The 14,113-nt window shown below is 44.6% G+C and carries 14 protein-coding genes and 1 other annotated feature; of the genes, 5 read left to right on the top strand and 9 right to left on the bottom strand.

The features are described from left to right. Positions 1-9 precede the first annotated feature (9 nt). From M1D71_RS17070 to M1D71_RS17060, 3 genes are all read right to left on the bottom strand, one after another. Positions 10-795 (bottom strand): hypothetical protein, encoded by a 786-nt coding sequence (locus M1D71_RS17070; RefSeq protein WP_458122933.1) that lies wholly within the window; start codon positions 793-795, stop codon positions 10-12. 2 nt (positions 796-797) lie between these two features. After that, entirely contained in the window at positions 798-1,793 is a 996-nt protein-coding gene (locus tag M1D71_RS17065) for an ABC transporter substrate-binding protein (RefSeq protein ID WP_458122932.1), read from the bottom strand. 120 nt (positions 1,794-1,913) lie between these two features. Then, on the bottom strand, positions 1,914-2,375 hold the full coding sequence (locus M1D71_RS17060) for a hypothetical protein (protein ID WP_458122931.1): 462 nt from the start codon (positions 2,373-2,375) through the stop codon (positions 1,914-1,916). An 86-nt stretch (positions 2,376-2,461) separates the two neighbouring features. Between M1D71_RS17060 and M1D71_RS17055 the strand changes: the two genes are divergently transcribed. Next, a protein-coding gene (locus M1D71_RS17055) for an IS5 family transposase (protein WP_458122930.1) occupies positions 2,462-3,156 on the top strand; the annotation gives its coding sequence in 2 pieces (ribosomal slippage) (positions 2,462-2,729 and positions 2,729-3,156; 696 coding nt in all). A gap of 98 nt (positions 3,157-3,254) precedes the next feature. Here the strand turns inward: M1D71_RS17055 and M1D71_RS17050 are convergent. Together M1D71_RS17050 and M1D71_RS17045 are read right to left on the bottom strand one after the other, a co-directional pair. Further along, positions 3,255-3,635, bottom strand: coding sequence for an AraC family transcriptional regulator (locus M1D71_RS17050; protein ID WP_458122929.1), 381 nt, complete (start codon positions 3,633-3,635; stop codon positions 3,255-3,257). Positions 3,636-3,643: 8 nt separating this feature from the next. Beyond that, positions 3,644-4,234, bottom strand: a complete 591-nt coding sequence (locus M1D71_RS17045; protein ID WP_458122928.1) for a hypothetical protein — start codon at positions 4,232-4,234, stop codon at positions 3,644-3,646. 313 nt (positions 4,235-4,547) lie between these two features. On the opposite strand from M1D71_RS17045, the gene M1D71_RS17040 reads away from it, so the two are divergent. The 3 genes from M1D71_RS17040 to tyrS all read left to right on the top strand — a co-directional run bounded on the left by M1D71_RS17040 (position 4,548) and on the right by tyrS (position 9,778). Further along, positions 4,548-5,864, top strand: a complete 1,317-nt coding sequence (locus tag M1D71_RS17040) for a nucleobase:cation symporter-2 family protein (RefSeq protein WP_458122927.1) — start codon at positions 4,548-4,550, stop codon at positions 5,862-5,864. A gap of 292 nt (positions 5,865-6,156) precedes the next feature. Next, a complete protein-coding gene (locus tag M1D71_RS17035; RefSeq protein ID WP_458122926.1) occupies positions 6,157-7,626 on the top strand; it encodes a protein adenylyltransferase SelO in 1,470 nt (489 codons plus the stop codon). 538 nt (positions 7,627-8,164) lie between these two features. Continuing rightward, positions 8,165-8,392, top strand: a binding site (T-box leader). Between the two features lie 117 nt (positions 8,393-8,509). Further along, positions 8,510-9,778, top strand: coding sequence for a tyrosine--tRNA ligase (gene tyrS / locus M1D71_RS17030; protein ID WP_458122925.1), 1,269 nt, complete (start codon positions 8,510-8,512; stop codon positions 9,776-9,778). A gap of 118 nt (positions 9,779-9,896) precedes the next feature. Here the strand turns inward: tyrS and M1D71_RS17025 are convergent, their stop codons facing one another. The 4 genes from M1D71_RS17025 to M1D71_RS17010 all read right to left on the bottom strand — a co-directional run bounded on the left by M1D71_RS17025 (position 9,897) and on the right by M1D71_RS17010 (position 12,098). Continuing rightward, positions 9,897-10,175 (bottom strand): YxcD family protein, encoded by a 279-nt coding sequence (locus M1D71_RS17025; RefSeq protein ID WP_017687903.1) that lies wholly within the window; start codon positions 10,173-10,175, stop codon positions 9,897-9,899. A gap of 5 nt (positions 10,176-10,180) precedes the next feature. Continuing rightward, positions 10,181-10,684, bottom strand: coding sequence for a hypothetical protein (locus tag M1D71_RS17020; protein WP_458122924.1), 504 nt, complete (start codon positions 10,682-10,684; stop codon positions 10,181-10,183). Positions 10,685-10,783: 99 nt separating this feature from the next. After that, entirely contained in the window at positions 10,784-11,350 is a 567-nt protein-coding gene (locus M1D71_RS17015; RefSeq protein ID WP_458122923.1) for a PadR family transcriptional regulator, read from the bottom strand. A 172-nt stretch (positions 11,351-11,522) separates the two neighbouring features. Beyond that, positions 11,523-12,098 (bottom strand): beta-class carbonic anhydrase, encoded by a 576-nt coding sequence (locus M1D71_RS17010; RefSeq protein WP_458122922.1) that lies wholly within the window; start codon positions 12,096-12,098, stop codon positions 11,523-11,525. Positions 12,099-12,505: 407 nt separating this feature from the next. On the opposite strand from M1D71_RS17010, the gene M1D71_RS17005 reads away from it, so the two are divergent. Next, positions 12,506-14,020, top strand: a complete 1,515-nt coding sequence (locus tag M1D71_RS17005; RefSeq protein WP_458122921.1) for a carboxypeptidase M32 — start codon at positions 12,506-12,508, stop codon at positions 14,018-14,020. Positions 14,021-14,113 lie beyond the last annotated feature (93 nt).

The raw sequence follows: 14,113 nt of genomic DNA, 5'->3' as shown, positions 1-14,113 counted from the left end.
TTTTCTCAACTAACCGCATGAGCCTGCGCGCATGGATGCTCTATCCACTTCTTTCAGGCGGGGACAATCGTAGCAGTATCCGAATTTGGCATCCAGACGATAAGCCTGACAGCAGGAAGGTTTGATCAAAACTTGCCGACCAGGGTCATTTATATGCTGGGTAAACCTCAATTTGATGTCAAACGGATTTTTTAGAAGTCCCAAAGTACTGGCATCCAACCCACGGCGAAGAATATGTTTTTGGAAAGTAATACTTCGTTTGCTATTTTCATCTGATGTTTCGGATAGTTCTTCTTCCATATAACTGTATAAAGCGCTGACGACTTGTCCCCATAAAGAGAGGACGCTGATCTGAGTTATGTCGGATAACGCTTCTAACAGCGGTCGTACGTTCTCTTTATAGAATACTTGTAGAATCTGTGCACACCATTCTTCACGGTTACGCTTGGGAATCTGAATACGCTTTGTATTTTTAATTTTAAATGAAAACAACGGGTATTGTTCCTTGATGTACAGTTGCACACTGATATTAGATAAAGACAAATCGTAAATATAATCGGCACCTCCAAACAGCATGTTCTGAAGCGCACTACATACGGAAGCATACCAGTTGCAGAAAAAAGCTGCGGTCACACAGCGTTCGCCTGACTTGATCAGAGGGCCATACGTGTCGAGCAAATGGTTCATATGATTTTCATGAAGAAGATCTGTAGCAGAAATGGTAAACAGCAGATGCATAGGATCGGGATCATGCAAACTTAGGAAATAACGATTCTCCAGCTCGTTTACTGCCACGTTTAATTTTCTTTCTTCTCAAAGGCTTGAAGCACATCGTTCACTGCGTTGCTATCTGCCAGCGGAGACATGCCCAGACTAAACCATTCCTTACCGCCCATGGTATATACCTGGTTTTTCTTGACTGCAGTCATATTTTTCCACAACGAACTATTCATCATTTCCTTGTATCTCTTTTGCACTTTATCACTGGACTCATCATCCAACTGTAAAATAATATGATCAGGGTTGTACTCAGGGATCTTTTCCAAAGAAATTGAGACACTCATTTCACTCTGTGGAAAATCTTTGACCGGATTTAAACCCAGCTCTTGATGAATGAATTTGCCCCGATCGATATTTTCTCCATATATAACGATCTCGTCAGCCATGATCATCATATACATGACCGTTTCATCGCCAACAAGGGTATCCAGTGTCTTTTTGGCTTCTGCTTCTTGAACCTGCAGGTCAGTGATGACCTTTTCAGCCAGATCTTTCTTGCCCAGAACTTCAGCGATATCTCGCAGTTCATCCCGCCAGTTGTCTCGCTGCGGCAGAAGAACGGTTGGGGCAATGGCCGTCAGTTGATCATAGTCCTTATCGGACCACCAGGCTGGAGCAATAATAAGATCTGGTTGCGTGGATAGAATCGCTTCAAAATTAGGTGTTTGGGCGAGCCCGGTCTTCAATGTGTCTTTCAATGCCTCTTGCAGATAAGCCGGGAATTCTGGATGGTAGTTCTGTACCGCAACAGGTTTTACACCCAGAGCATACAGAAATTCTGGGTAAACAACTGAAAGACCAACAATTCTTTGGGGATCAGCAGGAATACTGACATCTCCTTTTTCACTAGCTACAACACGATTTTTATCAGATAACGCTGTTTCTGATGTGCCGGAATCTCCAGTGGCAGTTCCTGAAGTATCTGACCCTGTGTTGCTTCCTGCACAGGCAGTGCACAGCGCGATTAACAATACAATAATGATTCCTGTACTCCAACCTCGTTTTTGTTTCATTTCTTGATGCTCCCCTTGAATAAATAAATTTTGCAATTGACAATCTCACAATAAGATTGATTATCATTATCACATAAAAAGTTTTTCACCTTGCGGAATATTGACGATCATGACAACGTTTTATGCACGATTACGCCATGGTTCAGATTGCATGAGCATTTGCCAACCGGACTGTGAGCGCGCATCCTCATCACGGATAATCACTAAACGATCAGCATCATATTTGGCCAGCTCTGCAGGTGTAATCCCAAGATTGGGCATCGAGCTATCGATATCATGTGGGGGAGAAATGTGCAAATCATCGTAAAAGACCGTAGCGAGGCTTCTGCAGCCCAAAATGTGTATCAGATCTCCTGAGACTCTAAGAACAAGAAGCGTATCTTTTTTAATGGTGGACTGTATTTGTTCTTTTACAAAGCGTGACTTTCGTTCGTATTTTTCAAACCAGATTTCGGCCTGGGACATTTTGTCCAGAAATTCCGCAATCAGCTGTACATGTTCACGCCAGTTGTGGTCTAACCAGGGCACGAAAAAGGCAGGTGCGATTTGTTTAATCCAAGCCTGATCCTCAGCGGAAACCATATTATCAATTCCGATAACATAATCCGGATTAGCTAGGGCGTGTCTTCAAACTGATTAAATGGTAATAGATGGGTTAATTATATTAAATGAATACACGATACGAAATTCACGAGAGACAATGGCGGCTAATTCAAGATTTGTTTCCACCTGAACGAAAACCACAAGGAGGACGTCCCGCAGTGGACAATCGGATCATGTTAAACGCAATGTTATGGGTAGCTCGTTCAGGTGCCCCTTGGCGTGATCTACCAGACCACTTCCCCAATTGGAAATCCGTCTACACCCGCTTTCGACGCTGGCAGAAAGCGGGCATTTGGGATGAAGTACTAAAGCATGTTGGCGCAAAAGGGGGCAAAGCAAGCAAGCGATCGGACGTTCCCGAGGTGGATTAAGTACGAAAATTCATGCGGTAGTTGACGCGTTAGGAAATCCACTTCGCTTCGACTTGACCGGAGGCGAAGCGCATGACTCCGTCCAAGGTTTTGACATCCTAAAAAGCATGAAACTGACCCAGAAGCAAGTCCTAGCCGACCGAGCATATGATACGAATGCCATTCGGGCCTTTTTAAAGGAACAACAGGCCATACCGGTGATTCCCGGAAAGAAAAATCGCCGAACGACCCTAAAATATGATCAGGATGTCTACAAAGAGCGCCATTTGGTGGAATGCTTCTTTAATAAAGTAAAGAATTATCGTCGTTTAGCGACTCGTTATGATAAATTAGCGTGTACGTTCAAGTCTTTTTTGGCCTTGGCATCCATTATGGTGTGGCTTGCTTGAGTTTGAAGACACGACCTAGAAGAAGTTCTTCTCTTTTTGACACGTTATTTGAATGCAATGATAGGACCAGATCTGCTCCGTACTTTCTCTTGTAATAATCAGTCCAGATGATCTCCCGGTGCGGCAATAGGAGTAATCTCTAAAGGCAGCAATTGTCCGATATTAAAAGGGTTATAGGCAACAATTTTTTGCTTGTTGTTCCTAATAAACGTGGCTGGAGGGATGCCCGCAATCTGCTTGAATTTGCGACGGAAATAAATATCGTTAGGATAACCTACGTGACTGGCGATATCCTTGAGTCGGTATTCACCGCCCATTTTCATAAGTTTCTGAGCTTGATTAATTCGATAAACAGCCAGATATTCGATTGCGCTGCATCCATACCTTTTCTTAAACAGTCTCATAAAATGACGAGAACTTATTCCTGCCACCTTTGCCAAATGTTCAATAGTTAACTCTTGTTGATAATGCTGTTCCATATAGGATTTTACATATTCGAGAGCTGCCTCCGGATCATTTTCATCAACAAGTAGGTCATCTGAAAGAGGTGATGCAGGAGTTCCTGAAAGTAAATTTGACTTCGGAACTGCTTCAGACGATCCTCACTTTGCAGGTATTTCGTAATATTCTCGCACAAAGCGTTTATAGAAACTGGTGAAGAAAGAATAATCTTTTCTTTTATAGGAAAAGGAAGTTCGCCTTGGATTGGCCGAACGGAGTCAGTCGTCCTTGAATCGTGATCGATAATGATATCGAATCGCAGAAGGTAAAGGCCGCGTTCATCCAGTGATTTTGCTGCTGCCTGTACCAGTTGACCAGGGTTACAGATGTACACACTACCTTCTTGCCATTCGATGTACTGTCCATCAATGGTTAGCCATCCTCGTCCGCTTGCTGCAAAAACAAGTAAGTGGGATTCAATGAACTGGAGTTTTAGCTCCCAATCGGTGGCAGTGTTTTTGATATGTTGGATCTGTCGGAGTTTGAAAGATGAATGTTCGAGTATGAAATATTTGGAATTTTCGTTGTTTCTGTTGATATGTACGATGCGAATCACCAACCCTTTGCTATTGAACATTCTAGCTCACAAGCATGCTTATCGCAATTGGTCAGAAATAGAGTAACGTGAGGAAGTTGTTCATCTCTAGGTACTTTTTCTGGATGTAAATAGGGGTGCTGCTCAATCACAGGTGTTAACTATTATGACGCAATACGAATGGTATAGATTTTCTTTTGTATAACATGCCCAATTTAAGTTGAACTCTTTATATCGTATAACAATTCTATGTTATGAATCATGGAACTTCCCTGAATAGTTTATATAATGTGAATCAACATAACATGATTTTGCAGCGATTCGGTTGATTCTAATTTCAGGGGGGCAACGTGGGATGAAAGAAACTAAAAAGATGAGAATTTTTTCACTGGGGATTCAGCACGTATTGGCGATGTATGCGGGAGCAATTTTGGTGCCACTGCTTGTGGGAAGAGCGTTAAATCTGACTGCAGAGCAGTTGGCGTATCTGGTATCCATTGACCTGTTAACGTGCGGGATTGCCACATGGCTTCAGGCTCGGAAAGGGAAGTACTTGGGTATAGGTTTGCCGGCGGTGCTTGGAAGTTCTTTTGTAGCGGTCACACCCATGATTGCCATAGGATCACAATACGGGATTCCAGCCATTTATGGCTCCATCATAGCAGCCGGAGTATTTATCGTCATCTTTGCCGTATTTTTCAGCAAAATCGTCAAATTGTTTCCGCCAGTCGTTATAGGTACAGTGGTGACCATCATCGGTCTTGCACTAATCCCAACCGGCATTAAAAACATGGCGGGTGGAGCAAACAGCGAGAATTTTGGAAGTTTGGACAATTTAGCACTTTCCTTTGGCGTATTACTTTTCATTCTGATCCTGAATCGATATGCTCGCGGTTTTGTGAAATCCCTGGCTGTTCTCCTTGGTATTATCGTGGGGAACCTCGTCGCAGCCTTCATGGGAAAGGTGAATTTTGCCGCTGTACAGGAAGCCTCCTGGTTCCATTTGCCCCAGCCCTTCTACTTTGGATGGCCAACCTTCGAAATCGGCCCCATTATTACAATGATCATTGTAGGTACGGTGGTTATCATCGAGTCCACAGGTGTATTTATGGCTTTGAGCAAAATCTGTGATCAACCGATCAACGAAAAAGATCTGGCACGGGGATATCGCGCAGAAGGTCTTGCGTTTGTTCTGGGCGGCATATTCAATGCTTTTCCATACAATACATTCGCTCAGAATGTCGGTTTGGTTCAGCTCTCCAAGGTGAAAACGACCAATGTGGTTGTTGCGGCTGGAGGCATCCTTATCTTTCTCGGACTTATTCCCAAAGTAGCAGCTTTTGCAACCATTATTCCGAGTGCTGTATTAGGTGGTGCGACTGTCGTACTGTTCGGAATGGTCGTGTCATCCGGGATCAAAATGCTGCAAAACGTCGACTTCGGCAAACAATCCAATCTGTTGATCGTGGCTTGCTCCGTTTCACTTGGGCTCGGCGTTACTGCTGTACCCGATCTGTTTGCCCAGCTTCCTCAAAGTATTCGCATCATTGTTAGCGATGGTATTATCACGGGAAGCCTGTCAGCGATCCTGCTCAATGTCTTCTTTAACCTCGGTTTCAAAAATAGGAGTTTGCCAGTACAACCTGTACAGGCTCAGGAAGTACACACGTAATTCTTGGAATAACAGACATGTCATCGTGTAAACGAAACAGATCCAAGACGGTTTTCTGGGAAGTGGAATGAAGAGCAGTGACTCCACTTGGCAAAGAAACCTCTTGGATTTTTTGTGTTACTATTTATGAGGAATGCAAAAGGAATACAAATATGCTAAAGTTTCATCAAGAACATTTTATATGTTCCCTACATTGAATTTCCATGCGACTACATAAATGAGCATTGGTTCACAAAGGCTAAAATAAAACCAGGGGAAATCCCTTGGGCACAGAAAAGGAGTTGTGATCACCATGCAACAAGAGACGTTGAACAAAGGATGGAATTTGGACAATAGTTATGCGCAGTTACCGCAACCCTTTTTTACAAGTCAGGACGCAGTACCTGTTGAATCACCGAAGTTGATCATCTTCAATAGACTGCTTGCATCCAGTCTGGGTCTGAATGTGGAGTCTCTTGACAGTGATGAAGGAGCGAAAATTTTCGCGGGTAACCTGATTCCGGAAGGAGCCGAGCCTTTAGCTCAGGCCTATGCAGGACATCAATTCGGCAATTTTAACATGCTTGGTGATGGACGGGCTTTGCTGCTGGGAGAACAGATTACGCCACAAGGCGAGCGAGTGGATATCCAGCTGAAAGGTTCAGGAAGAACACCTTACTCTCGTGGAGGGGATGGACGTGCTGCTGTTGGTCCCATGTTGCGAGAATATATCATTAGTGAAGCGATGTATGCACTGGGTATTCCAACAACCCGAAGTCTGGCAGTGGTATCTACTGGAGAAAACATTATCCGCGAAACAGAACGGCCTGGGGCCATATTGACCCGAGTGGCTTCCAGTCATATCCGGGTAGCAACTTTCCAGTACGCAGCCAGATGGGGGTCTATCGACGATCTCCAAGCGTTGGCTGATTATACACTGGATCGACATTTTCCTGATGTCGCCCAAGCTGAGAATCGCTATCTTTTGCTCCTTCAGGAAGTGATTAAGCGTCAGGCCGCGCTCGTTGCGCAGTGGCAGCGTGTTGGTTTCATTCATGGGGTGATGAACACGGATAACATGGCGATCAGCGGTGAGACCATTGATTATGGCCCATGCGCCTATATGGATGCTTACAATCCTTCAACCGTATTTAGCTCCATTGACACGCAAGGTCGGTATGCGTATGGTAATCAGCCGTATATTGCAGGATGGAATTTGGCTCGATTTGCCGAGACACTTCTGCCGCTATTGCATGAAGATGAAGAACAGGCCGTGCAACTTGCTCAGGATGCGATCGCACAATTTTCGGAATTGTACCATCATCATTGGCTTAAGGGAATGCGGGCCAAACTGGGCTTGTTGAATGAAGAGACAGAAGATGAAGCCCTGATCAAAGACCTTCTTGAACTCATGGAGAAGCATAGTGCAGATTACACGAATACGTTCTTGGCATTGACCTTTGATAACTTGGAAGGGACAACTTTGTTTGGCACGACAGAATTTGCTGAATGGAATGAGCGGTGGCAAGCAAGATTGGACAGACAGCATGGAGAGAAGGAAGTTTCTCGGCATTTGATGAGAACGAGTAATCCGGCAGTCATTCCTCGCAATCATCGGGTCGAAGAAGCACTTGAGCGAGCGGAGAATTACGGAGACCTTAGCGTGATGGAGAAGCTTTTGGCTGTTCTTTCCGATCCGTTCGCGCACTCACCTGAACAGGCTGAATATGCCGAACTGCCTGCACAGTGCAATACTTCGTATCAGACTTTTTGTGGGACCTGATTGAACAGTGTGTAATGAAGAGGCTGCCTTAGGCAGCTTTTTCATTTTTTCCATTATGTCATACAATAATTATAGAAAAAGTGATTTACTTTTACAGGCAGGTGCATTCAACCAACAGATCGGTGATCCTTATCTGTACTGGTATATGAGAAGTAAACGACAGGAGCTTGAGCGGATGCAACCTACTAAAGAGAGGTGATTGAGTTGAGTGAGCAAGATATTAATGACGTATGTTATGGCTATGCGTTATCATTTGTCAAAAAAAGAATGAATCTGAACAAGGATGGGAAGCCTTAACTTCAAATGAACAGGAAATTGCTGCTCTATGCAGGAGCAGCAACTTGATATGCTGGAGCAGCAATGTTGGAACAATGAGGATCAGATTGCAGAGAAGGCACATCACTATTATCACGGAAAGTTGAACATGATGACCATATAAGTTGAGTTTATGTGCTTGTCCATTGTTATATTTAAAGTTTGCATACTTGACCTTGCAATGACTCCAACGTTCGGCTATACTTGCTATAAATTAAATACATGAATCACGTTGATGGAGCGCAGTAGCGGCTTTGTCCCTGTTACAGAAAGTCAGGGGTTGATGGAACCTGATACATACAAGGGCTGCGAATTACACTCTGGAGTACTTGGGTAATGCCAAGCGGATGGGCAAACGATATATTGCCGAAAGTGGTATGGATAGCGTGTTAAGGTCACGTGTTGTCCATGCAATTTGGGTGGTACCACGGTTATGATAATCGTCCCTGTGTCTAGTGAAGACAAGGAGGCGATTTTTTTGTGTCCAAAAAAGCCGTTCCAGCGTGTAGTTTCTTAATTTAACGTAAATCATGACTGAATCTAGAGGATCGAAAAGGGGTTTTTACGAATGAATATTATTGATGAACTAGAGTGGCGCGACGCCATTAACCAGCAGACCGATGCAGAGGGATTGCGTGAACTGACTGAAACCAAATCAGTCTCATTGTACTGTGGAGTTGACCCTACGGGGGATAGTATGCATATCGGACATCTCATTCCCTTCATGATGCTGAAACGTTTTCAACTGGCAGGACACCGTCCGGTCATTCTGATTGGTGGAGCTACAGGTACGATTGGTGATCCAAGTGGTCGTCAGGCAGAGCGATCCTTGCAAACGATGGAACAAGTGCAGGAGAATGTGGATGCACTGACAGCGCAGATGAAAAAGTTGTTCGTAACAGACGGTGATAATCAGGTTCGTATGGTGAACAACTACGATTGGACACACAAAATCAATGTGATTGAATTTTTACGCGACTACGGCAAAAACTTCAACCTCAATACGATGCTGGCCAAGGATGTAGTTGCGAGCCGACTGGAAGGCGGAATCTCATTCACCGAGTTTTCCTACCAGATTCTTCAATCCCTCGACTATCTGCACCTGTTCCAGAACGAAGATGTGCAACTGCAAATCGGCGGTTCGGATCAATGGGGAAATATCACGAGTGGTCTCGATCTGATTCGTAAAAAAGAAGGATCTGAAGTAAAAGCGTACGGTCTGACCATTCCGCTCATGCTCAAATCTGACGGAACTAAATTCGGTAAAACAGCTGGTGGCGCAATCTGGCTTGACCCGAACAAAACGACACCATTTGAGTTCTACCAATTCTGGGCGAATACAGATGATCGTGATGTCATTAAATACTTGAAATACTTTACTTTCCTGAGCAAAGAAGAAATTGAAGCTTTGGCTGAAAAGGTAGAGACAGAGCCGCACAAACGTGAAGCACAGAAAGCACTCGCGGAAGAAATGACAAAATTCGTTCACGGCGAAGAAATGCTCGAACAGGCTAAACGTATTACAGCAGCGCTGTTTAGTGGAGATATCCGCTCCCTGACAGCTGATGAAATCGAGCAGGGCTTCAAGGAAATGCCAACGTTTGAAACAGACGGCGAAGCGAAAAATATCGTCGACTGGCTCGTGGATCTGGGGCTGGAGCCATCCAAACGTCAGGCACGTGAGGATGTCACTAAAGGTGCGATTTCCATGAATGGTGAGAAAATTACTGAGCTAGAATTCACAGTTTCTGCAGAGCATGCCATTGGCGGTAAATTCATCATTATCCGTAAAGGTAAAAAGAACTACAGTCTGGTTAAGCTTCATCCTAGTGTCTGACAATTAAAACGTACACTTATACAATTACAGAAACAAACAAAAAGACCGCCTTCCATCTCTGTCAGGCGACAGAGGGGAGGCGGTCTTTCGTATATCAGGCCAGTGTGAGTGACCTATCTTATTGATTTACGATCGCTGTAATCTCTTCATCCAGATCAAGTCGTACGTTCTCACGGTACGCCCGGATGTTGTATTCACTGTGCAGGTAGCGAAGAATCGCTTCAATCATGTTGGACTCGACCAGATATTGACTGCGTCCTTGGATCCAAACTTCAGCGGAATAACCTGTATCTTCTTCCCAGCTCAGTTCCACATTCACATCGGTTGGACGTACACCCTTACGTTCTGCCATATGAATACAGATTGCATTCACAATTTCATCCATGCTCAGAACCATAGAGATTAGTACCGTCCGTTTCTGTTACGGTCATCATCACGATCATTGCGACGGTCATGACGGCCATCCGCTGCAGGTTTGCGACGATTGGAGATGGCTCTGAAGAGTGCCATAGCCAGCATAACAATCAACATAATTGCTGCAACGTTCACGAGCAATCCAAGGATGTTACCCAGGGCGCCCATGCCACCGAACAGTCCGCCGAACATCATACCAGCAAGACCACCAAGCATCATGCCTTTCATGAAGCCGCCGCCACCGCCGAAGAATCCACCACCACGAGTTGCAGCTGCGCCAGTACCGGAGTTATTGCCGGAATTGGATTGATTCACGTTGCTGTTGGAGTCGGATTTCTTAGGTGTGTTGGTATAACTTTTCGTGCCGGATTTGAATCCGCCACCACGTCTTGCATCCGCAGAATCCGGATTCGTTACTCCCACTGTTGCGAACAATAATGTAAAGGCCATAAATACCATCATTAGATGTTTAACTCCAAATTTTTTCTTCATTGTAAAGATCGTAACCCCCCGATTAATTTGTTTGACACGCCCAAAAATGGGCCTTACTCATGTAATACGGTCAACTTGCAGGAACGTTTCAAATTTTGATTAAATTTCTGAAACGCTTGGGCTTGGGTCTTGAATTGCAGCTTGGCCATCAAGCAATTGAGTAACCCAGTTACACCATTCCAGGCCTGTTTGTGCATTCATTAACCCTTTTTGTACCAGGATGTAGCTTCCAAAGTCTCGGTTGCCTACACGAAGATTATCCAGAGGTATACGTGACTTCAGTTCCTCGAAATAACGTATGCGTTCCATAAACCAGCTTTTACGCTCGTTAAGAATGCGTCTCATGCTTCCGTCTTCCGCAATGCCAACACACAAGATACGCAAATTAAACTCATCGCGTGTAACCGGTGCGGTAACAGGAGTAATCATCCATTCCAAGAGCTTTTCAATGCCTTTTTCCGTAACTGCGTACATTTTCTTGTCCGGTTTGTCAGACTGTTGTACCCAGCGGGAGGCCAATAACTCATCGTTTTCCATCTTGGACAGGAGTGGGTAGATCTGGCTGTGTTTGGCCTGCCAATGCGGCTGAATCTTCAGCATCAGATCATAGCCCGATGACTCCTCGCGGGTAAGCAGCCCGAGCAATCCGTAGGAAAGTATGTTCATGCACATGTCTCCTTAATATTAGGGCTGGATCAGAGAAAACAATCAATTTTGATTTCTTTGACCGCTTTCATAAAAGTGTACACTGAAACTGTATGGTTTGACAACCTGACAGAACAACTGCCTTAATTTAGACAAAAAAAGTGCGGACCATAAGGTCCGCACTCCAAACCATTTAGAGAGATTCCTGTTGTCCATACCCCTCAGCGACAAGATCAAGCTCACCTGTGGCAGAATCGATAACCATGCCGTGGACGGGTACATTGGGAGGAAGTAAAGGATGCTTCTTGATCACTTCCACAGTATGTTTTACCCCTTCTTCGACGCTGTCAAACCCGCGCAACCACTTTTGCAAACGGATGCCGGAGTTCTCCAGGGTTGTCATGACTTCTTCAGATACGCCACGCTCAACCATATGTCCAATCATTGTCTCTGCGTGAAGGGAAGCCATACCACATTCCGTATGTCCCACAACCAGGACTTCATCTGCACCCAGTTCATAGATGGCGACAAGCACACTACGCATTACACTGCCGAAAGGCTGAGAGATAATCGCGCCTGCGTTTTTGATGATTTTCACATCACCGTTCTTCAGATTCATGGCCTTGGGCAGCATTTCCACCAGACGTGTATCCATACAAGTGATGATAACCATCTTTTTGGTTGGAAACTTGCCAGCCGTATACTTTTCGTATTCTTTGGTCTCGACAAATGATTTGTTGTAAGCCAAAATCTCTTGAATGTTGTTCATGTCTATTGCCTCCTGTTATCCAATACGACGAGCACGGCCACTTGCAATCGATGCAGCTTGTCCTACGCGCCTTTGCTTTTTTGGTATATCACCGTCAGCAGACGGCATTACTCCAACCTTTTTAGAGGTTGTTCAAAAAGTCCACTTTTGATTACGAATCATGCCTTGGGCATCATCAGCATCGAAGATGAAATTCAGCTGAAATGTCCGTTGCTCACGTAGTTTTCCTACGCTCCGCTACTCCATTTCTTCTTCATTCCATCTTCTCGGTACTGAAAACCAGACTTTTTGAACACACACTTGTAGTAGAATAATGCAATTTGCCTCTGTTAAAAGTTGATTATACTCAATGGGAAAAGTATCATCAATAGGGTATAACATTTTTTTTGAAGAGGTGAACGTTAACAATGGATAAACAAACACAGGAACATTTGGATTCCTTCCGTAATTTGGCTCGTAAAATTAAGAGTTATCATGAAGCCATTGGTTTGCTTCACTGGGATTTGCGCACAGGTGCGCCGAAAAAAGGCGTTCCGACTCGTTCGGAGACGCTGGGTATGTTGTCCACCGAAGCATTCAAACTGCAAACTTCGGCTGACATGAAGACCTACCTGGATGCATTAACTGCTCCAGCGGTATTGGAACAACTCGAAGATATAGATCGTCGTCTGGTTGAAGATTGCAAGAAAGAATATGATCGCAGTCAGTCCGTACCACCGGAAAAAGTACAGGCCTATACCGTGCTTACAGCCAAGTCGGAAACGGCATGGGAAGATGCCAAACATAACAGTGATTTCGCAGGGTTCTCACCCTATCTGACAGATATCGTTAAGTTGAAACAAGAGTTTATTAATTATTGGGGTGTGAAGGATACTCGTTATGATACGCTGCTTGATATGTATGAGCCGGATCTGACGGTTGAGAAAGTGGATGCGGTATTTGCCCGTCTCAAAGCACGTTTGGTACCTTTGCAAGAGAAGATTAATGCTTCGGACCACAAGCCGAATACAGAGTTTTTGAACCAGCTGTTTGACACCGAACAACAGCAAAAGTTCAGTCTGTTCATCCTGGAACAGATGGGTTATGACTTTGAGGCAGGACGATTGGACGAGAGTGTTCATCCTTTTGCAACAGGCCTTAACCCGGGTGATGTGCGGATCACGACACACTATCTGCAGGATGATGTAGCAAGCGCAGTCTTCAGTTCACTGCATGAGGGCGGACATGCCCTGTATGAGCAAAATATTGATGACAGTCTGGCGGGCACCCTTCTTGCCGAAGGGACTTCGATGGGTATTCATGAGTCTCAGTCTCGTCTATGGGAAAATATGATTGGTCGAAGCCTGCCATTCTGGACACGCTATTACAAGGATTTGCAACAGCATTTCCCGCAACTGAACGAGGTTGAACTGGAAGACTTCTATCGTGCAATCAACCGGGTGGAGAGTTCGCTGATTCGGATTGAAGCCGATGAACTGACCTATAACCTGCACATTATTATTCGCTATGAGATTGAGAAAATGCTGTTTAACGATGGCCTTGAAGTGAAGGATCTGCCCGAGACCTGGAATGCAAAATACAAGGAATACCTTGGTATTATGCCAACGAATGATGGAGAGGGCGTTCTTCAGGATGTTCACTGGTCCGGTGGCGACTTTGGTTACTTTGCTTCGTATTCTCTGGGTAATATGTATGCAGCTCAAATTCTACATACATTGCGCAAGGAAATGCCGGAGTTTGATACCCATATTGCCGAAGGTAATCTGATTCCAATCAAAGAATGGCTTACAGACAAGATCTATCGCTATGGCAAAAGTCGCACACCTTCCGAATTGATTGTTGCCGTAACGGGTGAAGAATTGAACCCGGATTATCTGGCCGATTATTTGGAAGCCAAATATGCCGAGATTTACAAGCTGTAGTATCCAATAAACACTATATTGAATAGCATTTAGAAGAGCTGAAGAGTCGGGCATCATTGCCCGGCTCTTTTTTGTATTTAAGTTCTTAACCTT

It is taken from the genome of Paenibacillus sp. Z3-2 (assembly GCF_054161325.1).
This window is presented reverse-complemented; position numbering and strand designations above follow the sequence as displayed.